A 24998-nucleotide genomic window follows, 5' to 3' on the forward strand; every position below is an offset into this window, starting at 1 on the left:
CCGCCATCCCCCTACCCGTCCGGTCGCCCAAAACCCTGAACGCGCCTGCCGTTCCCGCGATGCACCGCCCCCGAACAGCGGGGTCGGTCTCCGGGGCGGGATAGACTCGCCCGCTGGGGATCCGTCTGCCCCTGCGTGGGCGGTCGGCCGTTGGCCTGAAAGGTGAAGGAGTCCGAGCGTGGATACCCCACATGTGGTGGGCGGAACCGGCCCGGTAACGCGTGGGGAGGTGGCGTTGGAGGTGAGTCCGTTGCCCGGCGGTCGTTCTGGGATACGTGCCCGTGGCGAGATCAACGCCCTTACACGTTCGTCCTGGGAACAGGCCCTTGCGGAGCTGGCCCGGCAGCACGCGGGCGTGTCGTACTTGGAGCTGTCGGACGTGGCGTTCGTCGACGTGGCCGGGGTGAGCGCGCTGGCGGTCACCGCCATGAACCTGCCGGACGGACGGGTCGTGGTGGAACATCCGCCGCCGCAGTTGCCCCGGGTTCTGGAACTGTTCTGGCCGGGTCTGGACCGGATCGAGGTGGCTCAGTGATGACCACGGTGACCACCGACGAGATGTTCGTGCACCCGGCCCTGTTCTATCGCAGCGCCGACGAGTACACGCGGCAGACCGTGTCGTTCCTGCGCGAAGGGCTGGACAAGGGCGAGCCGTCGGCCGTCGCGGTGCCCGGTCCCAACCTGGAACTGATCAGGAACGGGCTGGGCGCGGATGCCGAGGGCATCCTGTTCCTGGACATGACCGAGGCCGGCCGCAATCCCGGGCGGATCATCCCCAAGGTTCTGCGCGGATTCGCCGACGCGCACCCGCAGGGTCGGGTACGCATCATCGGTGAACCGATCTGGGCCGGGCGCAGCGCTGTGGAGTACCCGGCCTGCGCGCAGCACGAGGCCCTGATCAACGCCGCCTTCGAGGGCAGGGCGGTGACGATCCTGTGCCCGTACGACGAGGTGCGGCTGGATGAGCAGGTGATCGCCGATGCCCGCGTCACGCATCCCACCCTCATCGACGGGGAGGGCCGTGAGCGGGCGAGCGACGTCTACGACTGGCAGGCGCTCGTCTCCCGCTACAACCAGGAGCTTCCGGCCGTGCCGGACGCCGCGGTCTTCTCGTACGGCGAGGAGGACCTTCCGGCAGCCCGCCGTTTCGCTCTGGATCAGGCCACGCGGTTGGGTCTGACCGGTGAGCGGCTGATGGACGTGGAGCTGGCGGTCGCGGAACTGACGACCAACAGCGTGGTGCACGGCGGGGGTCGTGGCACGCTCGCGGTCTGGGCCGAGCAGGATCAGCTCGTGATCGAGGTCCGTGACGCGGGCCGGCTGACCGATCCGCTGGCCGGCCGCCGCCCGCCGGAGCGTGGGCAGGTGGGTGGCCGGGGCCTGATGCTGGTCAACTACGTGTCCGACCTGGTGCGCGTGCACACCGGGGACGACGGTACGACGGTGCGCTTCTACCTCGGCCTGTAACAGCATGTGTGGGCGGCCCGCCCTGTCCGGGGGGCCGCCCACGCGCCTGCGTACACGCGGCACTGATCGACGAGTCATGGCGTAACAGCTGGACCATCGCCGGGAGTGGCCGGTGCCTGTCGCGCACCCGAAACCCCGAACTCCAGCAAGACACGGCAATGAGCTGCGCGGCCGGCACGCTCTGCCAGGCCACGCAGCTCACGTCAACGCTCACGCATACGACGGGGCACGCCAGATGGAGGCGGACACTGCGCCGCCACCGCGGAGGCCCCCCCGTTGCCGGGTGGTGTCACTGGGTGGTGAGCATGCCCTCGCGGAGCTGGGCCAGGGTGCGGGAGAGCAGCCGGGAGACGTGCATCTGGGAGACGCCGAGACGCTCGCCGATCTGCGCCTGGGTCGCTTCCTCGACGAACCTCCAGTGCAGGATCTTGCGCGACCGCTCATCGAGCCCGGCGATCATCGGAGCCAGTGCGTGGAAGTCCTCCACCAGCTCCAGCGCGCCGTCCTCGTTGCCGATGAAGTCGGCCAGGGCCGTCTCGCCGTCCTCGCTGTTGTTGATGGCCGCATCCAGGGAGGAGGAGCGGTAGCCGTTGGAGGCCAGCCGCGCCTCGATGACCTCTTCCTCCTCCAGGTTCATCAGCTGGGCCAGCTCCGCCACGGTCGGCGTACGGCCCAGGCGGCTGCTCAGCTCCTCGGTGGCACGCGCCAGTTGGACGCGGGCCTCCTGCAGGCGGCGGGGGACGTGCACGGCCCACGTGGTGTCACGGAAGAACCGCTTGATCTCGCCCACGATGTAGGGGATCGAGAAGGAGGTGAACTCCACCTCGCGGGAGAGCTCGAACCGGTCGATGGCCTTGATCAGACCGATCACACCGACCTGGACGATGTCCTCCATCTCCTCCGCGTCCCGGCTGCGGAACCGCGAGGCCGCGTAGCGCACCAGGGAGATGTTCATCTCGATCAAGGTGTTGCGCGCGTACTGGTACTCCGGCGTGCCCTCCTCGAGGCGGGCGAGCTGCTGGAAGAACACGCGGGTCAGTTCACGCGCGTCCTTGGGAGCGACCTTCGACGGGTCGGTCACCTCCGGCAGAGCATCGCAGTGCGTATCCGTCTTCGCCGCCGTACCCGTGATCATGAGTCCCTCCCCTGTCGGCTCCTGCCGACTCCGGCCTTTTCAGCTCACCGCTGGCGCGTCTACCCCCTTGCTCCACGCTCATGCCTACGACTTTCCGCCCACTTCTCCGCCGCGCCCCCGCGCCGCATGTCGCCGCGCTGTCGCGCCACATCTCGCCGCGCCCCCCATGCCGCATCTCGCCGCGCCGCCGCACCGGAGCACCGCTCGCCCGTGGCCGGGCCGCCTGCTGAACCGCGCCGGACGGGGTAACAGGATTCCGGCAAGGTTTTCCCGCATGATTGCCAGCAAGGTTCCCCAGCAAGAAAGCGATGCCTGATCCCATGGCGCAGACTCGAGACGTCGTTGAACTCATTCTCCAGGACCACCGGAAGATGGAGGAACTCTTTCGTCAGATGCGCAGCGTCGAAGCCGACCGGGCCGCCGCCCTCCGGGAATTCTCCGATCTGCTGATCGCGCATGCGCTGGCGGAAGAGGCCAAGGTCTATCCCGCCCTCAGGCGGTACAAGAACATCGATGACGAGGAGGTGGAACACGGCGAGGAGGAGCACGAGGAGGGCAACAAGGCGCTTCTGGAACTCCTGGAGGTCGACGAGGTCGGCTCCGAGGAGTGGGACGAGAAGCTGGAAGAGCTCGTGCAAGCCGTCACCCACCATGCCGACGAGGAGGAGCGCACCATTCTCAACGGAGCGCGCGAGAACGTGGCCATGGAACGCCGGGAAGAGCTGGGCGACGCGTTCGCCGAAGAACGCGCACGTCAGCTGAAGGAAGGCTGCGGTGACGTCGACAACGTGCGACGCATCGTCGCCTCCTGACGACTGACGGCGCCCCGTTGCCGAGCCCTCGCCCCTCGCGTGGGCGACGCCCGGAAAGTCGGTAGCCGACAGCGGCACCGACTTTCCGGGCGGATGTTTTTCCGCGACATGGCTGTGGGCCCCCGAATGCATCGGGGGCCCACAGCCATGTCACCGGTTAACGGTTTACCAGCGATACCAGCGTCCCTTGCGGCCACCTGTGTCCGCGGAACGCATGACGAAGCCGAGCAGCCAGACGACCAGCACGACGACGGCGATCCACCACAGTGCCTTCAATGCGAAACCCGCACCGAAGAGAATCAGAGCCAGCAGAAGAACGAGAAGCAGGGGAACCATAGTTATCAACCTCCGTCGCTCCTCATGCCCCGTGAATACCGGAACACGCGGTCGATTTTCATGGTTTCTTCACCGCGCATCCGGGAACTGGCATTAGTTTCCCTCGGCGCTCACCGCATCGCCACCCGGCGGCCTGTCGTGCTCTCGCGCGGTGCCGTCGCCCGGTCCGGCGCGGGGGGCACCCGGCTCCCACCATCGCGCGCCCCGAAAGGGGAAGGGCCGCGCGGGAAGCCTCCGACGGCCGCCGTCCAGGTCCGGGGGAGCCGGCGGCGGCCGTCGCGGCAGGCGCGCATCGCCCCTCGCGGCGGCCTAGGCGCGCAGCAGCCGTCCGGTGAGTTCCCGGTACTCCCGCAGTGCGAGCCGCAACTCCATGGACTGGCCCTCGGGGTCGAGGTCCGCCCAACCCTCGCGCAGCACCCGCCGCCGCTCGGCGAGGGCTTCCACCAGCTGGGCGGTGGCCGCGTCGAACGCGCCCTCGGCCTCCTCCAGCGCCTCGCGCGGGCTGTCCGCGAAGGTGTTGACGGCATGCCCGAGGCGGCGCGCGATCTCCTCCCGCCCGTCCGAGGGGAGCAACGGCTCCGGGCCCGTGGAGCGGCGTTCGTCCGGAGCCGAGGGCCGGTCCGCGGGCTGCTGGGCGCGTGTCTGGTCGTACATCGTCGTGTGTACCGCTTTCCTGGGGATGGGAACGCCGTCCGAAGACGCCGCTCGCCTTCTCGACGGTCTGCTGCGGGCTTGGGAGAGCCGCTCTGTCCTTGCCGGCCCCGAGCCGTTGTGCCAGTCAACGTCCGGCGGCGGTGGGTGTCAACGCGCCGACGGCCGGGGCGCGCCCGCCGAGGACGGCGACCAGCGGGGTCCGGCCGTTCACCGGCGCGAGGAGTAGGGTGGGGAGAACGCGGGTGTGGCGAGCCAGGCCAGTTCAGGTCGGCATCAGCACACCACCCGTCCCATGGGCAGCCCGTGACCCCGGCCGCACTTCCGTCAGAGCGGCCTCACCGAGGGCAGGAGCCCCGTCCATGTCACCCAGCCCGGTCGTGCCTCTCACAGCGCCCCCGCCGGACACCGCCTCGCCGCCCCGGCGCTACGACGGCACCTCACCCTTCCCGGCGGACGCGTCAGTCCACGCCCGCACCGGCGCCGACCGCGTGTACGTGTCCGTGACCGCGATGATCGTCGTCCTGCCCTTCGTCGCCCTCGGTCTCGCCGGCTGGTTGCTGTGGGGGCGCCTGATCCACCCCACCGACGTCGTGCTCGCCGCGGTCCTCTACACGATCACGGGTCTCGGTGTCACGGTCGGCTTCCACCGGGGGCTCACCCACGGCGGGTACCGGGCCGCCCGCCCCGTGAAGGTCGTGCTGGCCGTGGCCGGTTCGATGAGCTTCCAGGGGGATGTCATCGGCTGGGTCGCCACCCACCGCCGCCATCACGCCTTCACCGACCGTCCCGGCGACCCGCACTCGCCGTACCGCTACGGCACGCACCTGAGCGGGCAGTTGCGCGGGTTGCTGGACGCCCATGTCGGCTGGCTGTTCCGCAACGAGCGCACCCCCGCCGACCGGTACGCCCCCGACCTGCTCGCCGACCGCGACATCCGGGCCGTCGCCCGCGCCTTCCCGGCGCTGTGCGTCCTCACCCTCGCCCTGCCCTTCGGACTGGGCTGGGCCATCGGCGGCAGCTGGCTGTACGGCGTGACCGCCTTGCTGTGGGCGGGACTTGTCCGCATCGCCCTGCTCCACCACGTCACCTGGAGCGTCAACTCCCTGTGCCATCTGATCGGTGACCGTCCGTTCCGGACCCGGCGCCATGACCGCGCCACCAATCTGTGGCCGTTGGCCCTGCTCTCCTTCGGTGAGAGCTGGCACAACCTCCATCACGCCGACCCCACCAGCGCCCGGCACGGGGTCGACCGCGGTCAGATCGACCCGTCGGCTGCCGTCATCCGTCTCCTCGAACGCCTCGGCTGGGTGCACGACGTGCGCTGGCCGACGCCGGAGCGGGTCGCGGCCCGCCGTCGCGCCTGACGTCAACGGCCCACTCACGCACGGCAGTCGACAGGAGCCTGGTCCATGACCACACTGCAACCCCCGCCTCCCCCGCACCCCGTCCTGCGGCTACGCCTGGCGCCCCGCGCCGACCTGCCCCGACCCCTCGACGGGGCGTGGTGGCCGCGCTCCCGTGATCTCCTCGCCGAACTGCCGCGCCTGCTGGCCGGGTTGCCACGGGAATGGGGCCATGTCAGCAGTGTCACGGTCAACGGAACGACGTGGTCCGCGACGCCCGGCCGGATCCTGGTGTCCAACCAGGTCGTAAGGCTGCACAGGAACCCGGCGGTGGCCGCTCCGCACACCGTCGTCCTGCTCGCCCCGGGCCAGGGACGCTGGGATCTGCTGGTCGTCCCCCCGGACACCAGCGAGCAGGCCGCGCAATCACTCATGACGGCGGCGGGCACCCCCGCGGAGGGCTGACCATGGGTACCGACCGTGCCTCCCCGCGGGTGACCCCGCTCCCGCCGGACGCCGTCCACCGGACCGTGAAGCCCGGCACCGCCGTCGTGCGGCTGGAGACGACAGCTGACCGGCAGGGCGTACGGGACGGCGCTTGGTGGCCGCGCTCCCGTGACATCACGGCCGAACTTCCCACCCTGATCAGCGCGCGGACCGAGCTGCTGGGCCCGATCGCCCGGGTCGGCCTGGACGCGAGTGCCTGGGAGGAGCTGCCGACACGGCTCGTCCTCGGCGAGCACGTCGTCCGCGGACGGACTCCAGGACATGAGCGTCGGTCAGCCTCGGCCATCCTCGGAAGGGTCCGTTGCCGGTGAGGGGATGTCCGCGGTGTCGAGTTCGCCCGAGACGATCTGCGCGGCGAACTCCGCCAACCGCAGGTGACGGCTGCGGGCGTAGGAGCGGAACGCGGCGAAGGCGTCGTCGACGGAGGTGTCCCAGCGCTCCGCCAGCACGCCCTTGGCCTGTTCGATCAGGATGCGGCTGCTCAGCGCGGTCTCCAACTGGCTGTTCTCGACGTGCGACTGCTCCAGCGTGCGCTGCTGAAGGATCGCGATGGTGGCCACGTCGGCGAGGGCGCGGGCGAGCGCGATCTCGTCGTCGCCGAGGCGGTGCGCCCTGGTCTGGAAGAGGTTGAGCGCGCCGACGACCCGGCTGCGCAGGCGCAGCGGGATGGCGTGTGTGGCCACGTACCCTGTCTCGCGGGCGCGGGCGGCGAAGCGCGGCCAGGCCATGGTCGTCTCCGGGCGCGTCAGGTCGATGTTGGTTCGGGGGTTGCCGGTGCGGTAGCACTCCACGCACGGTCCCTGCTCGTGCTGGAGCGCGAACAGCTCCAGCAGCCGGGTGTGTTCGTCCGAGGCGGCGATGATCTGGAGGTCGCCGTGCGCGTCCGCGAGCAGGATCCCGGCCGCCGACACGTCGAGCAGCTCGACGCAGCGGGTGGACAGCCGTTGCAGCAGGTCGATGACGTCGAAGTCGTCGACGAGGGAATCCGCGACCTCCACGAAGATCTCGGCCAGACGTCGTTCGCGGGCCATGCCGATCATCCCTTTCGTCCGTCGGGCGAATGAGGCCCGCTTCCATCGTCGTCGAAGTCGTCGGTGGAGTCGTCGGTGGAGTCACTGTCGAGGTCGTCGCGGAAGCGGAGCCTTCGGGCGACCACGTCCTGGGCCACCTCCCCGAGAGGGCGTCCGCCGGCGTAGGCGTGCGCCCGCAGGCGCAGCAGCGCTTCCTGCATGGACACGCCGAGCTGGACGCTGATCATTCCGGTGGCCTGGTGCACGGCCGGGCGGTGCAGCCCCGAAGGCGGGTCCAAGACGCCGAGCCCCGGACCCTTGCCGTCGCGACCCAGTTCCCCGCCCAGGAGCGCGCCGGTCAGCGCTGCCGCCAGGGCGCCGGCGTCCGCGTACTGCTGCGCGCCCATCCGCTGCTCCCTGGCGCACAGCACGGTCAGCACGCCGACCCGGATGGCGCCGACGCCGAGCGGGAAGCAGCAGACGCCGTGCACCCCCAGCTTCGCCGCGGCAGGCAGCAGCGCGGGCCAGCGCTCGGGGCGTACCCGCTCCAGGTCCGGCTCCAGCACGGGCGAGCCGGTGCGGACCGTCTCCGGACCCGGGCCCTCGCCCAGCGTGAACTGGAGCTCCTCGAACCGCGCGCTCACCCCGGGGTGACACCACAGTGGCTCCGGCGTCCGTTCTGCGCCGACGAGCAGGGTCAGCGCGACGCCCTCGGCGCCGAGGGCTTTTGCCCAGGCCGACGACGAGTCACCGGGCCCGTCGAGGCGCAGCCGGCGCAGCACCTCAGACATGCCGTCGCTGATCACAGGGCCCGAGTCTGCCACGGACCGCGCGGCACGGAAGGACCGGTCCTCATGTGCGTCGGGCCGGTGCCGTGCGGCCGACGGGCAGGCCCTGCCAGGCGTGCCGGGGGCTGACGTGACGGAGAAGGCCGGCCTTCGGGCCGCGGGAGCGAAACAGCAGGGGCGTGCCCGGGTGGACCTGGACGACGCGCGCCCGGCCCGGGCGCCGGCATGCACGCCACACCGTGCGCCGCGGATTCGGGACGCCGTCACGCCGGGCGGCCTCCGGGGCGTGCGCCGACGCGCTCATCATGTCCAGCTCATCGTGGGTCGGGATCACGCGGCAGCCGTCGAAGAGGTCGGGGTGCGGGCTCATCTGCGCTCATCTCCTCCAGGGAGTGGCCTCAGCTGTGCGCAGGGCCTCTCTTGCGCGGACGGTGCTGCACGGAGAGGGCCGGTGTCACGGGCCGCTGTGTACCCAGCGTACTTCCCCACACACGCGGCGGAGGAGGCTACGGACAGGGGCCGGGGGCCAAAAGGGCCACGTCATCCGTATTGCCGCGCGCGTACGCGACTGTCGGGGGGCGTACGGGCTCGTCGCACGGGGTGCGTCTCGTGATGCGCAGCTCCCGTCTGGGTGGTCGTCAGCGTAACGGACGCCGTCTGGCGCGCAGCACGCAACCGGTCAGCGGCGTGCGAGCTGACGCTCGCCCCCGACTCCCGGCCGGTACGTCAGTTCGTAATGCCGGAAGATCTCCTTCTCCTGCTCGGCCGGCAGCACGTCGTCCGTCCCGATCGACGGGGCCTTGCGCACCTGTCCCCTGTCGTAGGAGACCTGGACGTAGCCGGGCCCGAGGATCGCGTCGTCGAGGGGTACGAAGACCAGGCGGTGACGGGTGGGCAGCCCGGTGCGGATGGTGGCCATGGCCGGTTCGTCGGTGGCCGTGTCCACGTACACCGCTTCGAGCAGGCCGATCTTGCGCTGTTTCGGGTCGACCACGTCACAGTTGCGCCACTCACGGATGTCGGCTGCACGGATCATGGCCGCTCCCTGTCGTCGTATGACCGAAACATCCTGCCGTCGCCGGGTGCTTCCCCTGGGCTGTACGACTGACCCGATGGGGCTGGGTCGAAACGCGTGTGGGTCGAAGCCGTTCGTCCGCCAGCCGTAGGGCCCCTTCGGGCTTCTCTCATCGCCCATCTCCGCGTGACGACACGCAAGGTGCGGGGCCCGCCAGGCGCGGTGTTGCGTACGGCCCGGACGGCTCGGGCTTCACCGCGCGTCGGCGTCTCGTCAGAGGCCGTCCCCAGAGACCCCGCACAGCAGAACTCTCGTTGCCCCGCCGGTAGTTGGCGTCGCGCGCTGTGCTGGTATCGGGGCATGGACAACCACCGGCGCATGCTGATCATCGCCTACGACGACGCGCAGATTCTCGACGTGGCCTGTCCCAGCGGCGCGTTGGACATCGCCAACCGGTACGGCGCCGAGCCGCCGTACTCCATCGAGCTGGGGACCCTGGGCCGTCGGGCCGCCCGTAGCTCGGCGGGGATCGTGATGGGAGCGGGGCAGGGGCTGGAGACGGTTGCGGGGCGGCTGGACACCCTGTTGGTGGTGGGCGGGATCGGTTGTGAGGGCGCGGCGTCGGACGAGCGCCTCCTGGGCCAGGTGCGCCGCCTGGCCGGACTCAGTCGGCGGGTGGCCTCGGTCTGCACCGGCGCCTATGTGCTCGCCGCCGCCGGACTGCTGGACCACCGGCGGGTCACGACCCACTGGGGGTGGGGGAAACGGCTTGCCGAGCGCCATCCCACCGTGGCCGTGGATGTCGCGCCTCTCTACATACGCGACGGAAACGTCTACACCTCGGCCGGGGTCACCAGCGCGCTCGACCTGACGCTGGCGCTGATCGAGGACGATCACGGACCGACGCTGGCCCGTGCGGTCGCCCGGGAACTCGTCACGCACCTGCACCGGCCTGCCGATCAGGCGCAGATCTCCATGTTCCTGGCCGCTCCCCCGCCTGAGGACCGGCTGGTGCGGGACCTGGTGGGCCACATCGCAGGCCATCTGGCCGAGGACCTCACGCCGGCCGCCCTGGCAGCCCGGGCGGGAGTCAGCCGTCGGCATCTGACGCGCCTGTTCACCGCGCAGCTCGGAACGACTCCCGCACGAGCTGTGCGGGGGGCTCGTACCGAAGCAGCGGCCCATCTGGTGCGGTCCAGCGGACTGTCCATGACGGCGATCGCCCGTCGCTGCGGTTTCGGGTCCGCGGAGACGCTGCGGCAGGCGTTCCTCGACCACTACGGGGTCACGGGGGACAGGATTCGCAGGATGCCGGACATGCCCGCTGCGCGCGGCACACCCAAGCAGCAGACTCCCGGGCCATGAAGCATGCGACGACACGCAGAAACGTCCTTCGGGGGACCGTGGCCACGGCCGCCCTCGCCGCCACGGCCGCGCCCGCGACCGGGGCGCACGCCGTTCCGCGGGGCGGTGCGGGGCCGCACATCGGAATCCTGCTGTACGACGGCTACAGCCTGCTGGATCCGACCGGGCCGGCCGAGGTGCTGTCCCGGCTGCCGGACGCGACCGTGACGATGATCGCCGAGCGGCGCGGCGCGGTGCGTACGGACACGGCAGACGTGGCCGTGGTCGCCGACAGGTCCATCAGCGAGGTGGACCATCTCGATGTCCTGCTCGTGCCGGGCGCGGGCAACCGCGGCACCGTCGCAGCCATGAACAACGAGGTGCTCCTGCGCTGGATCCGCCGGATCCACCGGCACAGCCAGTGGACGACCTCCGTGTGCACCGGCAGCATCGTCCTCGCCGCGGCCGGGCTGCTGGACGGCAGGGAGGCGACGACCTACTGGGCCTCCGCCGAGTATCTCCAGTCCACGTTCGACGTGACCTACCTGCCGCGGCGCTACGTACGCTCGGGGAAGATCATCACTGCGGCCGGGGTGTCGGCGGGGGTGGACATGGCCCTGTATCTCGCCTCCCTGATCGCGGACGACGACACGGCCGCGGCGATCCAACTCGCCGTGGAGTACGACCCCCAGCCCCCGTTCCACTCCGGCAACGCCGCAGATGCCAGTCCCCAACTCAAGGCAAGGGCACTTCAGTTGCTCGCCGACTCGCAGGTGTAGCCGAAGCGGGAGCCGTACAGCGCGGGCATGCCGCTCGCTGAGGTCGGCCGGGCCACGGCTTGGATCGGTCACGGCCGCAACCCCTGGTCCAGGTGACGCCAGGTGGCCGCGCCAGGTGACACCCCGGCGTCGCGGGCGTGGGGTCGGCCGCGCGTGGCGCCTGTTGATCTACCTGCATACCGGGTAGACGGGTCGGCATGGCTGAAGTGGTACAGGCTGGACTGTGGGGGCTGGTGGCGGGCTCGGCGCTGCTGCTCGGTGCCGCGCTGGGGTACGGGTTGAGGGTGCCGCAGAAGGTGATCGCGACCGTGATGGCCTTCGGTGCCGGAGTGCTGCTGTCGGCGGTCTCCTTCGAACTGGTCGGGGAGGCGTACGACCAGGCGGGGCTCACCCCTGCGGTCATCGGCACTCTCATCGGCGCCCTGGCCTACACCGCGGGCAACGTATGGCTGGCCCGCCGGGGCGCACGGCACCGCAAACGCTCCGGTCACGCGCGGGCGACGGCACAGCCGTCGGAGGCCCAGCAGGGCGGTTCCGGGATGGCGCTCGCGCTCGGCGCCTTGCTCGACGGGGTGCCGGAGTCCGCGGTGATCGGCGTGAGCCTGCTCGACGGGGGCGCGGTGAGCCTGGTGACGGTGGCTGCGGTGTTCATCAGCAACGTGCCCGAGGGGTTGTCCAGTTCCGCCGGGATGAAGCAGGCCGGTCGGACCAAGGGGTACGTCTTCGGCGTCTGGGCTGCGATCGCCGCCGCCAGCACCGTGTCGGCCGTCCTCGGCTACACCGTGGTCGGCTCCCTCTCCCCCGCCATGATCGCCGCGGTGACAGCCGTCGCGGCCGGCGCGATCCTCGCCATGATCGCCGACACGATGATCCCCGAGGCATTCGAAGATGCCCACCTGGCCATCGGGCTGATCACCGTGAGCGGCTTCCTGGTCTCGTTCGCCCTCTCTCACGCGTGACCGACCTGGCGTGACTTCGAAAGCTCCGCCAGGAACGCGGAGTCGCGAGCCGTCGTGACACCAACGCCATCCGGTCCGCGGGGACGGTCATTGCGGCACGGACGGGATCGGCGCCGCATCAGTGTCCGGCCCGACGTCTTTGACGCCGGTCGCAGTTCCGTCCGGGGTGAACGGGGCGTGGAAGGTGAAAGCGTGCGGCGCCGGACCGTGGTCCTGGAGGTGCTCCAGCCTGGAAACCCCCTCCCGCCAGGTGGGTATCACGCCGTCGGGGACCCACCAGGACACGTGATTCGGGTGTCCAGTCCTCTCGAACCAGTCGTAACGCCTGTTCAGCGCCTCACGGTGCAGACCGCTGTAGACGGCCTCGAAGGCGGGGCGCAGATCGGTCCAGAGTGAGAGGGTCGCGGCCAGGGCGGTGGTTTCCGGCGTACGCCCCTTGCCGTACCAGCTCGGTACGGCGAACTCCCCCCACGCACCCCAGTCCGCCTCGAAGAGCACGCCCCGGTCACCGCCGGCCGTTTCGGCATGGGCGAGATATCCGGGGTGCTGACCGACCTTGCGGTAGACGGCCTCGCCGATGTCGTAGAACTCGCGCGTGAGAAGTGCGGGGTCGGCGAGCGGTGACTTCAGGACGCCGAATGTGTACAGAGCAAGATGCGGCATGCGTCCCTCCTTGGTCGGGGCTGCCTGACCGCGGACCCGGCTCGGTGGTTTGCGCAGGGTGCGGGCCCGTGGGGCGTGACTCCGTCGCGGCCGACTGGGCCTGAACGAACTCCCATGCGGCCGTGGACGACCGCCGAAGACCAGCCGAAGGTAACCGCCTCTGAGCGCCCTGTCGAAGTTGCAATTCGCCTGCCTACATGGCTTCTTGCACAGGTCTCCCGCAAGGTCGACTCCGCACCCGCCCGCCCGCCCGCCTGCCGCGCCGGGCGAGACCCGCCGCCTGCGCCCACGCACCCGCATCGTGCGATGGTGTGCCTGGAATCCGGTACTCGTTTCCACCGGGGCCGTGTGGTCAGAGGAAGCGCGAGCTGGAGACCGGGCCCGTGGACGCCAGAGCTGTCCGGTCGCCCCGCAGCCAGGTGTCGCGGACGGCGGACACGAAGTCGGTGAGCTTGTCGACCGGATCGGCGGGCGTCGCGCCGTCCCCGTCGTCGGGGGTGGGGTCGGCGGCCAGGATGTCCGCGGCGATCTCCTCCTCCGGCCTGCTGTCGGGCGCGCCACGTTCGGCGAGGCCGTCCTCTCCGGCGCGCAACTGCCCTTCCCAGGGCGCCGTCGCCGACTGGTGCAGCAGGGTGACGCTGTCGGCGGTGACCACCGGCGGGTCGGTCCAGTTGCTCGCGTGTTCGTGCAGGACCTGGCCCGGGGTCCGTTCGTAGAGCCGGCCGAGGATCTCGGGGCCCTGTTCGGCGCCGGCCACCTCGTTCAGGTCGTACGCGATGACGACGGTGTCCTCGCGGTCGGGCGCGAAGGGCTTCGCCGGCAGTTCCAGCAGCCGGGCCGCAGCGAGGCCGAGGATGCGGCTGCCCCGGTCGGGGAGCAGGGACACCGACGTGGGATGCGCCCCGGCGGCGCCGAGCACCGCCTTCAGCCTCAGTAGTCCGCGCAGGCACTGGTCGTGGGTGTCCTGGAGCCAGGCGAACCGGCCGGTCATCCCCGCGTCGAACCCATAGGGGGACAGGGTGGTGAGCACGGTGCCGCCGATGACGTACTGCCAGCCCCGCAGATCGGTGGCGTCCAGCGGGGTCAACGCTTCGGCCCCGGCCGCCCTCTCCAGCATCGCGCGCTGACGGGTCTGCGCGGGCAGCCACATCTCGTCCTGTGGATCGGGCAGCCGTGCGTGATGGCGGCGGGCCAGGGCGAGGTCACCGGCCATCAGGGCGTTGAAGACGAGCAGGTAGCGGTCCGGCCAGTCGACGAGGGTGCTCTCGTGTGCGGTCAGTATGTCGACGGCATCGCGGTGGCGACCCTCGCGCTCGTAGGCCGAGACCAGTTCCCGCAGGATCCCCGCGGAGTCCGGCGCCTGCCGCAGTGCCTCGCGCAGCGCGGGTATCGCCAGGTAGGGAACGCCGCGCTCGATGCACGCGTATCCGAAGTCGTAGAGCGCACGGGCCTTTGCGGGGCGGGCGGTCAGCGCGTCGGCGGCGGTGCTCAGGTCGTCAAAGCCGGCGCTCCTGGCGGCTCGGGCGGTCACGAGCGCGAGTTCGTCGATCGGCAGGTCGTCGGTGCCGTTCCGCAACCGGCGCAAGGCACCTGGGATGTCACCCTCCTCCAAGGCCTGCCAGGCATCGAGGAGTTCGGGGGTCCGGGGGCGGCGATTCCTGCGCGAGAACATGCCGAGGATCTTCACCGAAGATCGCTGTCACCCTCAACCGCATTATTCTGCGGCCGAGTTCGATGAGCATGCGACCGGCTCGCGCCCACGCCGGTCCCAGCCGCCGACCGAGCAGGCGTGATGGCCGGGCCGTCCTGTCCCGCCCTTCGCAGACGGGCTCAGCCGACGAGTCGTGGACATGGGATGGCCTTGACGGGGAAATCGGACAGGGAAGCGAACAGTGACAAGCAGAGCGGTCCATTCGGTCCGCGCAAGCGACAACTGGGAGTGTCCAATGACGAGTTACGGCGGGTCTTCTGCTGCGCCTGCGGGTTCGCGCACCAATGGGCTGGCGATCGCCAGCCTGTGCTGCGGAGTCATCGGGCTGTTCATCATGAACATCATCCTGGGCCCCTTGGCCATCGTTTTCGGCGCCGTCGCCCGCCGCCAGGCCGCGGTGAAGGCGGGCGGCGGAATGGCGAAGGCCGGAATCATCCTCGGTATCGTCGACATCGTTCTGTGGGTAGTGCTCCTCATCGTCGCCGCCAACAACGGTGGATTCAGTTGGTACGTGGGCGGCTGACCGCTCTGACGCCACGCACCCCGAGGTCGACTGCCCCACCCACCCACCGCGCCGACGAACAGGTCGGCCCGCTACACGCCGATGCCGTCTCTCCCGTGGTCCAGCGGAGAGACGGCATCGGCGTGTGTGAACGGATCAGAAGCGTGCGCTCATCCCCTCGGCAGCGCTCGCCTCACCACGGCAGGATCGGAGTGTCGCGGGACGGTCAGCCGGCTGGTCGGAGCCGAGGACAGGCTTGTGCTGTTCTGCGGGTCTCGGTAGCCCCAAGACCGGCCCGGCGCCGGTGGCCCCAAGACCGGCCTGGCACCGCCGCCGAAGCAGAGCGCCGCTCCTGGTCCCGGCGCCCCGCGTCACTCCGGGGACGGTGGTGCGAGTGCGCCCGCGTGCCCCCGGTGTGAGACTGCTGAACGACGGACCCCGGACGACACGCGGTCCGAGGAGGCGAGACGGGGTGACGATGTCCGGCGCCGGTGACGAGCTGCTGCACCAGTTCCTGGCCGACTCGGCCAATCGGACCGTCGATCTCACCACCGCCATGGCCCGCTGCACCAAGGCCCTGGGGCTGCATCACTCGGTGGCGTATCTCGCCGACATCCAGCAACGTCACCTGGTCCCGCTCACCGATGTGACGGCGACGCTGCCCATCGACGACTCGCTGGCCGGCTGGGCCTACCGCACCCAGTCCCTGCGGGTCGAGCCCGCGGATTCCGGCGCGATGACGGCCTGGTTCCCCTTGCTGGACGGCGCCGAACGCCTGGGAGTCCTGGCCGTCCACGGCCCCTCTCTCACCGCCGCCTCTCTCAACCGCGGCAAGGCCCTGGCCACGCTCGTGGCGATGATGGTCACCTCCCGGCGAACCTTCAAGGACTCCTACGTCCAGCGCACCCGCACCGAACGCATGCAGCTGCCCTCCGAGATGCTGCGCGCCTTCCTGCCGCCCCGGACGATCGGCACCAAGCGCGTGGTGTCCACGGCCGTCCTCGAACCCGCCTACGAGATCGGTGGCGACGCCTTCGACCACGCCCTCACCGAGACGACCCTGCACGCCACCGTCCTCGACGCCATGGGTCACAACCTCGCCTCCGGCCTGACCAGCTCCCTGTCCCTGGCGGCCTGCCGCAACGCCCGCCGGATCGGAGCCGAACTCCCGGAGCTGGCGCAGACCGTGGACGAGGCCCTCGCCCAATGGCTGCCCGACCAGTTCTGCACCGGCATCCTCGCCCAACTGGACCTCGCCTCGGGCGTGCTGCGGTGGTGCAACTGCGGCCACCCCGCACCCCTGCTCATCCGGGACCAGCGGCTGGTGGAGAACGCCCTGGAAAGAGACGCCGACCCTCCGCTGGGACTGCCGTTCCTGCTGAGCGGCCGCGGCCGCAGGATCCACGAGGTGACCCTGCGGCCGGGCGACCGGGTACTGCTCTACACCGACGGTGTCACCGAGGCCCGCACCCATGACGGGGAACTGTTCGGGCTCCAGCGGTTCGCCGACTACGTCATCCGCGCGACCGCCGCGGGAGAACCCGCCCCGGAGAGCCTGCGGCGGCTGATCCACTCGATCCTGGACGTGGAGACCAGCCGGCTCCGGGACGACGCGACCATCATGATGGTGGAGTGGCAACCGCGTACCCAGTGACGCCCGAACGGGACGCGACCGCGGCCTCCTTGACCGCCAGGGGCCGGACGATCGGCGCGCGCCTGCCCTCCCTGCCTTTGCGCGGCCCGGGTTCAGTACGGCCGGGGCGACGGGCCCGATCCCCACGAGGGCGACGGACCTCGGTCGACTCGGGCACGCCCGGGGCCCTCCCGCTGGTCCGGCGGCTTGACCGGCCGCACAGTGGCGCTCTCCCCCGCCAGGTGATCCGGCGTCAGCCGTCCGGGCTCGCGATGCGGGCCAGGACGATGCCGCCGACGATCAGGGTCAACGCGGCGATCCGCAGGAGGGTGACGGGGTCGCGGTTGATGACGATGCCGACGGTGATGGCGCCGACGGCTCCGATGCCGGTGAACACGGCGTAGGCGGTGCCGACGGGGACGGTGCGCATCGCGAGGGTGAGCAGGTAGACGGCGCCGGCCGCCAGGACGAAGCAGATCACGGTGGGCAGGGGGCGGGTGAAGTTCTGGGTCGGTTTGATGCTCTGCGACCAGCCGATCTCCACCAGTCCGGCCAGGGCGAGGAAGACCCAGTTCATCCGGCGACCCGGGTGGCGAGGTCACGGCCGAGGTCGTGGGCTTCCTTCAGGGCTTGGGCGAGGGAGGCCTCGTGTGTGGCGCGGAGGTCGGCGAGATGGGGATCGATGACGGAGTTGGCCAGTTCGGCGTGCAGGAAGCGGATGTCGGTGATGGCGAAGTGCCCGGCGGCGAAGTCCTTCAGGTAGCGGGCCTGGTGGTCGAAGGCGGCCTTCGGCGCACCGGGCAGGTAGGAGCCGCCGCGTGCACTGGCGACCACGATGGTCCGTCCGGGCAGGGACATCCGGGGGAAGGTGACCTGGTCGATCCACGCCTTCAGCGACGCGGGGACGGAGTAGTTGTACATCGGGGTGCCGATGAGGACGACGTCGGCCGCGACGAGTTCGTCCAGGAGCGGTCGGGCCACCTGCCAGGCCGCCGCCTGCTCCGGGGTGCGCACGCCCTCGTCGAGGCGGTCGAGGGCGGTGATGCCGTCGGCGAGGAGGTTGTCGCATATGCCGGTCCACGCCTCGGTGATCGGCGGTACGGGGTCGGCGGCGAGGTCACGGTAGGTGACGGTTGCGCCGTTCTGGCGCCAGGACTCGGCGAAGGCGGCGCTGACCTCCCGGGAGATGGAGCGGCGTCGGGCGCTGGCATCGAGGTGGAGCAGGTGAGGCATGGCGTTCCTCCGGCTCTGACGAAAGAGAGAAGTGGACGGTGCGACCGCTTCTGGGGTCCGACCGTAGCACGGGAAGCGGACTGCGCGTCCACTTCTTTGGTAGGGTGACGCCATGGACCGGGATGAGCCGAGGAATCCGCTCGAGATGGCGGCGGAGCGCTCCGCCGCGCCGCGGGAGCGGGTCGATGCCGCGCGCAATCGTGTGCGCGTACTGGACGCAGCCGCGCGGTTGTTCGCCGCCCACGGACCCGGCAACGTGAGCATGCAGGACATCGCCCGTGAAGCAGGTGTGGGCAAAGGCACCCTCTACCGGCGCTACCCGGACATCGCCTCCATCGCGGTGGCGCTTCTGGACGAGCACGAGCGCGCGCTGCAGGAGCAGCTGCTGCGGGGTGATCCACCCCTGGGCCCCGGTGCGCCGCCCGCCGAGCGGCTGGCGGCGTTCTACGCGGCGATGGTCGAACTCCTCGACCAGCACACGCACTTGGTCCTCGGAACGGAGACAGGACGGTCGCGGTTCGCCACCGGCGCCTACGGGTTCTGGCGCGTTCACGTCGGAATGCTGCTCGGCGAGGCGGGTGTGGCCGACCGGGAGGCGATGGTGGACCTTCTGCTCGCCCCCCTCGCTCCGGAGGTCTTCCAGTTCCAGCGTGACCAGCTCGAACTCGACCTCCCGCAGATCACCCGTGCCCTTACCGCCTTGGCGCGCGGCACCATCAGCTCACCCACCTGAGCCTCGCGCTCGGCACTGGGGGTGCCGTCAAGGACGCCGTCACGAATCGCCAACTGCCTTCTGCTGCCCCGCCGTAGCTGATCAGCCGCTGTCGTCCGGGCGGTGGACGCTGAGGTCGCCGTAGGCCGAAAGAACCTCGGCCAGGTCACCGGGTTCATGCCGCAAAGTGGTGTCCAGGAAGGCGAGAGTGGCCGCGGTGACCACGTGCACGCTGTCGGCGCGGCCGAGGGAGCCGACTATGGAGGGCACAGGCGGCAGGTACAGGGGGCCGTCCATGAAGGTCAGGTGTGCGGCGCCGGGGATGGTGAGCCGGTAGCTCGTCGCGGTGCTGAGCCTGAGGACCTTGATGAGGCGAGGCAGGTAGCGCGCGTCGGTGTCTGGGCCGATGGCCTGGGTGAGCGCGAGCGCGGGCTGGTGGAAGGGCCGCGGGTCGGGGTCGCGGGGGTAGCCGTCCAGGTTGATGACGGCGTCGAACCGGGGGTCCTGACGTGCTGCCTGGAGGGCGGCACCGCCTCCCAGGGAGTGGCCGGTCACCGCGACTCGGCTGGTGTCCAGACGTCCGGTCAGCGGGCCCGGGCTCTCGCCACGGTCCAGACGGCCCAGCCGAGTCAGGACGAAGCTGAGGTCGGCGGCCCGAACCCCCGTCGTCTCCATGGCCCGCTTGTCGTCCTCGTCGTCGTCGCCGGTGGAGGCGATCTTGGTGTTGACCGTCCGGCCGTCCGCGAGGACGACGGCGGCGGAGTCGTACGGGTGGTCGAGGCCGGCGACCACATAGCCGTGACTGGCCAGTTCCTCCGCCCACGCGGTGTTCTGGGTACGCACTCCCCCCAGCCCCGGGGAGAACAGTACGACCGGGAGCCGTCCGCCCTGGTCGGCCACCGGGGCGTTGAAGACCGCGTGGGTGTGGGCACGCGGCGGGCCGTCGAGCAGGAAGGCGGGCAGGCCGGAATAGCGCGCGAGGGCGTCGGAGACCGTCCGCGCCTCGGGGCCCGTGCGTCCGAGGTACTGGGCCCGCCGCGCGCCCGCGGGGCTGTGCTGCGCCGGGTACCAGAGCTGGACGACAACCGTGCGCCGGTCGTGCGGGTCGGCGGTCGCGGTCTCGGGGCGGTGCGGGTCGGTCCACTGCATCACCCGGGTGCCGACCGCGAAGTGGCCTGTCGGCTCGGGGAACACGGGTACGGGGAAGGCCCAGGCGGCCGCCGGACCCGTGGCGATCAGGCTGGTGCAGGCCACCGATCCCGGCAACGCCAGCCACCACCGGGCCCGCCGAGTCGGCCGGCCGGTACGTCGCCGCAGCAGAGGAGAGACGGCGAACGGCACAGTGAAGGCCGCCCCCGCCAGCACCGGCAGCATCTGCCAGCGGACCCCCGTCACGCTCAGCACAGCCGCGGACAGCACGAGAACCGCTCCTGCCGCGATCGTGACGCGTGGGCGGACGGTGGGGGGAAGCCAGCGTGCCATCACCAGCGTGAGGGCACCCAGCACGGCAAGGCTCTCCAAGGGGGACATGTGCAGTCCCGTGATGATCTCGTTCACCCGGTCATCGTCGGCGCGCGGCCCCCGCCGCCACATCGCTCCCGGGTCGCCATCGCGTGCCCCCGCGGTCGCAGTCAGGCACACGTCCGCCGTGCGACCGGAGTCGCAATCGAGCACGCCGGCTGAGGGGCCACTGTGCGACTCCGGGAGGTAACGGGACTCCTCCTACGGTCGTATCCGGGCACGGTGCCCTCAGACGGTGGGCTCATGTGTTCCACGGGACCGCGGGCCTACCGTGGGCCGTGATGAGGCCGCAGTGCACGCCGGGGGTACGCCGGGCTTCGCTCCCCGCACCCGCCCCGGCTCGGCGTGCACGGGGTGGTGGCCCGGCCGGACCCCCTGATGCCGAACCGACGGGAAGGCGCGATGACCGAGGCGGCCGGAGAGTCCCGCAGCGCCCAACCGGTGGCTCACCGGGGCCGGATGCGGCTGACGAGGTACGCCTGTCATGCCTCCGCACGTGCTGCGCGCCTGACGAGCGCCACCCAGCGCTGGGGCTCCCGGCTGCCGCCCATGGTGTGGGACTCGCTCCTGCCGACCGTGCTCCTCGTCAACGTCATGACCACGCGCCTGCCCCACGAGCTGCCGTGGGCCGTGCCCCTCACCGCCGCCCTCGCGCTGCCCCTGGTGTGGCGGCGCCGGGCCCCGCGGGCGGTGTTCGGCGCGGTTGCGGTCGCGGCCTTCGTCCAGTGGTGGATGGACATCCAACTGCTCGCCGACGTCGCCTTGTTGGTAGCGCTCTACACGGTGGCCGCGCACTCCGGTCGGCGCTGCACCATCGTCGCCGGCGCCATCGTCCAGGCAGGGGTCGTCCTGGCCTGTCTGCGCTGGGCGGCGGAGGGCGCCTTTCCGACCACGTTCGTGGCGGCGACCGCGATGGTCGTCGCCGCCGCCGTGCTGGGGGTGAACGCGCGGACCAAGGGGGCCTACCTCGCGGCTCTGGAGGAACGGGCGGCGCGCCTGGAGCATGAACAGGAACAGCAGGCGCGGCTGGCTGTCGCCGAGGAAAGGACACGTATCACTCGCGAGATGCATGACATCGTCACCCACAACCTGTCCGTCATGGTCGCGCTCACCGACGCCGCCCTCTACGCGCAGCACCGGTCGCCCGGGAAGGCGACCACGGTGATGCTCCAGATCTCCGAGACGGGCAGGCAGGCTCTGACCGACATGCGGCGCGCCCTGGGTGTCCTGCGGACCGACGAACCGGACGCGCAACGCCACCCGCTGCCCGGCATCGCACAACTGCGGGCCCTCGCCGACCAGATGTGCGTCGCCGGGCTGCCGACCCGACTGGAGATCGAGGGCGGTCACACGCACCTTCCCGCCACCGCACAACTGACCGTCTACCGCCTGGTGCAGGAAGCCTTGACGAACACCCTCAAGCACACACCCCCTGGCACACACGCCGAGGTCCGGGTGTCGTGCTCGACCGAGGGTGTGACGGTGGACGTCACCGACAGCGGCCCCCGTCCGCCCCTCCCGGCCGCCACACCGTCCGGCCACGGCATCCCGGGCATGCGCGAGCGTGCGGCCGCCTACGGGGGGACGTTGCGGGCCGGCCCGCTCCCGGGAGGCGGCTGGAGAGTCCACACCCGCCTCGACCTCGCCGGCAGCGGAGAGGTGTCCGCATGACGATCCGCATCCTCGTCGCCGACGACGAAGCGCTGCTGCGTATGGCCTTCAGCACGGTCCTGGAGGCCCAGTCCGACATGTCCCCGGTCGGCGAAGCCGCAGACGGCGTGGAGGCCGTACGCCTCGCCCGGGAACTGCGCCCCGATGTCGTCCTCATGGACGTGCGGATGCCCGACATCGACGGGATCGAGGCGACCCGACAGGTCATCCGGGTCTCCCCCGGGAGCAGAGTGCTGATCCTCACCACCTTCGACCTCGACGCATACGCCTTCGCCGGACTGAGGGCCGGGGCCTCGGGCTTCCTGCTGAAGAACACCAGGCCCGAGGAACTGCTCACGGCGATACGCAGCGTGGCCGCGGGCGACGCGGTGGTCTCCCCGCGGATCACCCGCCGCCTGCTGGAGAACCTCCGCCCGCACATCCCCGACGGCAGCCACGCCGACCGCGACGAGCGGCTGAGACGGCTGAGACGGCTCAGCATCCGCGAGCGCGAGGTGCTCGTCCAGGTGGGGCGCGGTCTGACCAACGCCGAGATCGCGGCTGCCCTGCACCTCGCGGAGGCCACCGTGAAGTCCCATCTGGGGCGGATCCTGCAGAAACTCGAACTCCGCGACCGGGTCCAGGCCGTGATCTTCGCCTACGAGAGCCGCCTCGTCCACCTGCCGTGACACCGCCGCGCCGCCCGGAGCGCGACCTCAGGGGCACCTGTCGGCAGGACGGCGTCCCGGCGGACCGCACGGCATGGCGTTGTCGGCGGTCAGCTGCCGGCCTGGAGGCGCAGGCCCGCGAGCGTCAGGTCCAGGGCGGCGAGGAACTGGTCGCGGTCCTCGTGTCCGGCGAACTCGTCGACGATCTGGTGCACGAACGGGAACTCCGTGGCGTCGAGAGAACGCCACGTCTCGGCGAAGCGAGCGAGGAAGGCGTCGCGGTCGACGGCCCCGTCGAGAATTTCCTGGGGGACCTCGACGCCGAGGTCGGTCGCCGTGCCGACGACGACACCCGTGATCGCCGACACGGCGTGGAACCGCTGGCGCGGGGTGAGGTCGAGGCGGAGGGTCTGCCGGCCGAGCTTCTCGTACAGGCGCAGCGAGTTGCCCTGGACGTTGGTGTTGCGCATGAAGTAGCCCGACAGCCACGGCCGGTCCACGATCGCGTCGAAGAGCACGATGGCCATGGCGCGCAGGTCGGCGATGGGGTCGTCACTGTCGCGCTGTTCTTCGAGAGTGGCGAGGACGGCGCCGATCACGTGGTCGGTGGCACGGTCGAGCAGCTCGTCCTTGTTGGCGACGTACCAGTAGATGGTGCCGACGCCCGTGCCGAGGCGGGCGGCGAGGGCGCGGAACGTCAGTGCGGATCCACCGGCCTCGTCGAGCAGGGCCACGGCCGCGGTGAGGACGGCGTCCATGGAATGCGAAGCGCGCCTGCGTCCTCTGGTGGTGCCTTCGGCGGAGCGGGTTCGCGGGGGCGTCATGACATCCATCCAATCACAGCTTGCCATCGCATCGAACGCTGTTCTACTGTCGAACAACGTTCCATCATCGAACAACGTTCGTTCATCGAACAGCGTTCCCCAACGAGCGTCGCCCCTCACCTGGCGGCATTCAGGAAGGAGGCAGGCCATGACCACGACGACCCCAGAGCCCGCCATATCCCGCACCTATCCGTCCCTGCGCGCGGCGTGGATTCCGCTCGCCGCACTCTGCCTGGCCTTCTTCGTCGAGATGGTCGACAACACACTGCTGTCGATCGCGCTGCCCACCATCGGCCGCGACCTCGGCAGCGGCACGACCGCCCTGCAGTGGGTCACCGGCGCGTATTCACTGACCTTCGGTGGCCTGCTGCTGACAGCCGGCTCCACGGCCGACCGCTTCGGACGCCGCCGTGTGCTGCTCATCGGCCTCGCCGCGTTCGGACTGCTGAGCCTGTGCGTGGTCGCCGTCCACTCCGCCGGGCAGCTCATCGCCCTGCGGGCGGGGCTGGGCATCGCCGCCGCGGCCATGGCGCCCATCACCAACTCGCTCGTCTTCCGGCTCTTCGACGACCATGCGCTGCGCATGCGCGCGATGACCCTGATGATCGTCGTCGGCATGTCCGGCTTCGTCCTCGGTCCGCTGCTGGGCGGCACCGCACTCGCCCACGTCAGCTGGCAGTGGCTCCTGCTCGTCAACGCGCCGATCGCACTGATCGCGACCATCGGCGTACGGCTCGGCGTGGCGCCCGACCGGCCCGACGACCTGACCAAGGACCCGCTCGACCTGCCGGGCGCCGCCCTGAGCGTGCTGACCATCGGCCTCGCCTGCTACGCGCTGACCAGCGGTGTCGAGCACGGCTGGCTCTCCGCGACCACGATCGTGTCGATCGCCGGCGCGCTGGCCGCGGGCATCGCGTTCGGGTGGCACGAGCGCCGGAGCAAGGCACCCATGCTGGACCTGAAGATCTTCTCCACCGGTACCGTCCGCGGCGCGGCCATCGCTCAGACCGGTACGTCCATCGCCATGGCCGGCGTGATGTTCGGCCTCATCCTCCACTTCCAGTACGCCTACGGCTGGAGTCCCGTGCGGGCGGGTCTGGCGAACCTGCCGATCATCATGACCATGATCATCGCCACTCCCCTGTCGGAATGGCTCGCCAAGAGGTTCGGCCACCGAGTCGCCTGCCTGGTCGGCGCGGCCTGTCTGGCCGGTGCGCTCGCCGGTCTCGCCTGGGGCGTGCAGCACGGATACGCCGCGATCGCCGTCTGCATGGTCGTGATGACCATCGGGCTGCGCACCGTCATGACGATCTGCGCCGTTGCTCTCGTCGAGGCGATGCCGGAGAACCGCACCTCCATGGGCACGGCCCTCAACGACACGGCCCAGGAGGTCGGCACCAGCGTCGGCACCGCGGTGGTCGGCACCATGATCGCCGCGCTGGTCACGACCCGGCTGCCCGCCGGTGTCTGGGACAGCAGCCTCGTGCAGTCCTTCTTCCACGGCGAGCGGATCACCTACGCCGTCCTGGCGGTGATCGTCGGCGCGATCGCGGCAGGCGGCGCCCTCACCCTCACCGACTCCCACTCCGTCGACGAGCACGGCGAACACGAGGAGCACGACGAGCACGGCGAGCAACCCTCGGCGCGACCTGCGAGCGCGGCGTGACGCGTTCGCGGGCAGTGGGGTAGCCGGGCTCAGGCAGTCGGGATCGGGGAGTCGGGGCCGGGCAGG

At 70.8% G+C, this 24998-nt stretch carries 27 protein-coding genes and 1 pseudogene; 15 read left to right on the plus strand and 13 right to left on the minus strand.

Annotation, left to right across the window (positions count from 1 at the left end; all coding sequences use genetic code 11):
• The first annotated feature begins 178 nt into the window (after positions 1-178).
• Both ACH41F_RS14850 and ACH41F_RS14855 read left to right on the plus strand, forming a co-directional pair.
• The gene (locus tag ACH41F_RS14850) at positions 179-535 is read left to right on the plus strand and encodes an STAS domain-containing protein (protein WP_398835663.1); all 357 of its coding nucleotides are present in this window, start codon (positions 179-181) and stop codon (positions 533-535) included.
• A complete protein-coding gene (locus ACH41F_RS14855) occupies positions 535-1467 on the plus strand; it encodes an anti-sigma factor RsbA family regulatory protein (RefSeq protein WP_391231130.1) in 933 nt (310 codons plus the stop codon). Before ACH41F_RS14850 ends, ACH41F_RS14855 begins: the two co-directional genes overlap by 1 nt.
• 289 nt (positions 1468-1756) lie before the next feature.
• Here the strand turns inward: ACH41F_RS14855 and ACH41F_RS14860 are convergent, their stop codons facing one another.
• Complete coding sequence (locus tag ACH41F_RS14860; RefSeq protein WP_391231129.1) at positions 1757-2602, minus strand: SigB/SigF/SigG family RNA polymerase sigma factor; 846 nt, start codon at positions 2600-2602, stop codon at positions 1757-1759.
• A 320-nt stretch (positions 2603-2922) separates the two neighbouring features.
• Here ACH41F_RS14860 and ACH41F_RS14865 point away from each other — a divergent pair, with 320 nt between their 5' ends.
• Positions 2923-3414 carry a hemerythrin domain-containing protein gene (locus ACH41F_RS14865; protein ID WP_391231542.1) on the plus strand — a complete coding sequence of 164 codons (492 nt, stop codon included), beginning with the start codon at positions 2923-2925 and terminating at the stop codon, positions 3412-3414.
• A gap of 165 nt (positions 3415-3579) precedes the next feature.
• Here the strand turns inward: ACH41F_RS14865 and ACH41F_RS14870 are convergent, their stop codons facing one another.
• Positions 3580-3750 carry a hydrophobic protein gene (locus tag ACH41F_RS14870; protein WP_307031245.1) on the minus strand — a complete coding sequence of 57 codons (171 nt, stop codon included), beginning with the start codon at positions 3748-3750 and terminating at the stop codon, positions 3580-3582.
• 309 nt (positions 3751-4059) lie between these two features.
• A complete protein-coding gene (locus tag ACH41F_RS14875; protein WP_391231128.1) occupies positions 4060-4404 on the minus strand; it encodes a hypothetical protein in 345 nt (114 codons plus the stop codon).
• A 359-nt stretch (positions 4405-4763) separates the two neighbouring features.
• On the opposite strand from ACH41F_RS14875, the gene ACH41F_RS14880 reads away from it, so the two are divergent.
• From ACH41F_RS14880 to ACH41F_RS14890, 3 genes and pseudogenes are all read left to right on the plus strand, one after another.
• The gene (locus ACH41F_RS14880) at positions 4764-5768 is read left to right on the plus strand and encodes a fatty acid desaturase (RefSeq protein WP_391231126.1); all 1005 of its coding nucleotides are present in this window, start codon (positions 4764-4766) and stop codon (positions 5766-5768) included.
• Positions 5769-5813: 45 nt separating this feature from the next.
• On the plus strand, positions 5814-6212 hold the full coding sequence (locus ACH41F_RS14885) for a DUF5994 family protein (protein ID WP_398835667.1): 399 nt from the start codon (positions 5814-5816) through the stop codon (positions 6210-6212).
• Between the two features lie 2 nt (positions 6213-6214).
• A pseudogene (locus ACH41F_RS14890) lies at positions 6215-6499 on the plus strand (DUF5994 family protein); the annotation flags it as partial.
• A 27-nt stretch (positions 6500-6526) separates the two neighbouring features.
• On the opposite strand, the gene ACH41F_RS14895 reads toward ACH41F_RS14890, so the two are convergent.
• The 4 genes from ACH41F_RS14895 to ACH41F_RS14910 all read right to left on the minus strand — a co-directional run bounded on the left by ACH41F_RS14895 (position 6527) and on the right by ACH41F_RS14910 (position 9088).
• Positions 6527-7294, minus strand: a complete 768-nt coding sequence (locus ACH41F_RS14895) for an ANTAR domain-containing protein (protein ID WP_398835670.1) — start codon at positions 7292-7294, stop codon at positions 6527-6529.
• Entirely contained in the window at positions 7291-8055 is a 765-nt protein-coding gene (locus tag ACH41F_RS14900; RefSeq protein WP_398835673.1) for an ANTAR domain-containing protein, read from the minus strand. The genes ACH41F_RS14895 and ACH41F_RS14900 overlap by 4 nt, the downstream gene beginning before the upstream one ends.
• Positions 8056-8116: 61 nt before the next feature.
• Complete coding sequence (locus ACH41F_RS14905) at positions 8117-8422, minus strand: hypothetical protein (protein ID WP_398835675.1); 306 nt, start codon at positions 8420-8422, stop codon at positions 8117-8119.
• A 309-nt stretch (positions 8423-8731) separates the two neighbouring features.
• A complete protein-coding gene (locus ACH41F_RS14910) occupies positions 8732-9088 on the minus strand; it encodes a PRC-barrel domain-containing protein (protein WP_391231117.1) in 357 nt (118 codons plus the stop codon).
• A 339-nt stretch (positions 9089-9427) separates the two neighbouring features.
• Here ACH41F_RS14910 and ACH41F_RS14915 point away from each other — a divergent pair, with 339 nt between their 5' ends.
• The 3 genes from ACH41F_RS14915 to ACH41F_RS14925 all read left to right on the plus strand — a co-directional run bounded on the left by ACH41F_RS14915 (position 9428) and on the right by ACH41F_RS14925 (position 12149).
• Positions 9428-10432, plus strand: coding sequence for a GlxA family transcriptional regulator (locus tag ACH41F_RS14915; RefSeq protein WP_398835677.1), 1005 nt, complete (start codon positions 9428-9430; stop codon positions 10430-10432).
• On the plus strand, positions 10429-11190 hold the full coding sequence (locus ACH41F_RS14920) for a DJ-1/PfpI family protein (protein ID WP_398835680.1): 762 nt from the start codon (positions 10429-10431) through the stop codon (positions 11188-11190). The genes ACH41F_RS14915 and ACH41F_RS14920 overlap by 4 nt, the downstream gene beginning before the upstream one ends.
• 197 nt (positions 11191-11387) lie before the next feature.
• Entirely contained in the window at positions 11388-12149 is a 762-nt protein-coding gene (locus tag ACH41F_RS14925) for a ZIP family metal transporter (RefSeq protein ID WP_391231113.1), read from the plus strand.
• Between the two features lie 87 nt (positions 12150-12236).
• On the opposite strand, the gene ACH41F_RS14930 is transcribed toward ACH41F_RS14925, so the two are convergent.
• A complete protein-coding gene (locus tag ACH41F_RS14930; RefSeq protein ID WP_391231541.1) occupies positions 12237-12812 on the minus strand; it encodes a DUF3291 domain-containing protein in 576 nt (191 codons plus the stop codon).
• Positions 12813-13164: 352 nt separating this feature from the next.
• The gene (locus ACH41F_RS14935) at positions 13165-14484 is read right to left on the minus strand and encodes a hypothetical protein (protein WP_398835684.1); all 1320 of its coding nucleotides are present in this window, start codon (positions 14482-14484) and stop codon (positions 13165-13167) included.
• Between the two features lie 274 nt (positions 14485-14758).
• Between ACH41F_RS14935 and ACH41F_RS14940 the strand changes: the two genes are divergently transcribed.
• Together ACH41F_RS14940 and ACH41F_RS14945 are read left to right on the plus strand one after the other, a co-directional pair.
• Positions 14759-15046: a DUF4190 domain-containing protein gene (locus tag ACH41F_RS14940; RefSeq protein WP_391231112.1), complete on the plus strand. Its 288-nt coding sequence runs from the start codon at positions 14759-14761 to the stop codon at positions 15044-15046.
• A 457-nt stretch (positions 15047-15503) separates the two neighbouring features.
• Complete coding sequence (locus ACH41F_RS14945; protein ID WP_398836378.1) at positions 15504-16679, plus strand: PP2C family protein-serine/threonine phosphatase; 1176 nt, start codon at positions 15504-15506, stop codon at positions 16677-16679.
• 232 nt (positions 16680-16911) lie between these two features.
• Here ACH41F_RS14945 and ACH41F_RS14950 read toward each other — a convergent pair whose 3' ends face one another.
• Complete coding sequence (locus ACH41F_RS14950) at positions 16912-17235, minus strand: SMR family transporter (RefSeq protein ID WP_391231111.1); 324 nt, start codon at positions 17233-17235, stop codon at positions 16912-16914.
• Positions 17232-17891: an FMN-dependent NADH-azoreductase gene (locus ACH41F_RS14955; protein ID WP_398835687.1), complete on the minus strand. Its 660-nt coding sequence runs from the start codon at positions 17889-17891 to the stop codon at positions 17232-17234. The genes ACH41F_RS14950 and ACH41F_RS14955 overlap by 4 nt, the downstream gene beginning before the upstream one ends.
• A gap of 112 nt (positions 17892-18003) precedes the next feature.
• Between ACH41F_RS14955 and ACH41F_RS14960 the strand changes: the two genes are divergently transcribed.
• On the plus strand, positions 18004-18624 hold the full coding sequence (locus tag ACH41F_RS14960; RefSeq protein WP_398835689.1) for a TetR/AcrR family transcriptional regulator: 621 nt from the start codon (positions 18004-18006) through the stop codon (positions 18622-18624).
• An 81-nt stretch (positions 18625-18705) separates the two neighbouring features.
• On the opposite strand, the gene ACH41F_RS14965 is transcribed toward ACH41F_RS14960, so the two are convergent.
• Positions 18706-20196 carry an alpha/beta hydrolase family protein gene (locus tag ACH41F_RS14965; RefSeq protein WP_398835692.1) on the minus strand — a complete coding sequence of 497 codons (1491 nt, stop codon included), beginning with the start codon at positions 20194-20196 and terminating at the stop codon, positions 18706-18708.
• Positions 20197-20673: 477 nt separating this feature from the next.
• Here ACH41F_RS14965 and ACH41F_RS14970 point away from each other — a divergent pair, with 477 nt between their 5' ends.
• Positions 20674-21795, plus strand: a complete 1122-nt coding sequence (locus tag ACH41F_RS14970) for a sensor histidine kinase (protein ID WP_398836381.1) — start codon at positions 20674-20676, stop codon at positions 21793-21795.
• The gene (locus ACH41F_RS14975; protein ID WP_398835693.1) at positions 21792-22463 is read left to right on the plus strand and encodes a response regulator; all 672 of its coding nucleotides are present in this window, start codon (positions 21792-21794) and stop codon (positions 22461-22463) included. The genes ACH41F_RS14970 and ACH41F_RS14975 overlap by 4 nt, the downstream gene beginning before the upstream one ends.
• 89 nt (positions 22464-22552) lie before the next feature.
• On the opposite strand, the gene ACH41F_RS14980 is transcribed toward ACH41F_RS14975, so the two are convergent.
• Positions 22553-23200, minus strand: a complete 648-nt coding sequence (locus ACH41F_RS14980) for a TetR family transcriptional regulator (protein ID WP_391231106.1) — start codon at positions 23198-23200, stop codon at positions 22553-22555.
• Positions 23201-23414: 214 nt separating this feature from the next.
• Between ACH41F_RS14980 and ACH41F_RS14985 the strand changes: the two genes are divergently transcribed.
• On the plus strand, positions 23415-24932 hold the full coding sequence (locus ACH41F_RS14985; RefSeq protein ID WP_398835696.1) for an MFS transporter: 1518 nt from the start codon (positions 23415-23417) through the stop codon (positions 24930-24932).
• The last annotated feature ends 66 nt before the right edge of the window (positions 24933-24998 follow it).

Origin of the sequence: Streptomyces sp. NPDC020489 (genome assembly GCF_044386545.1) — a bacterium.
Lineage (GTDB): Bacteria > Actinomycetota > Actinomycetes > Streptomycetales > Streptomycetaceae > Streptomyces.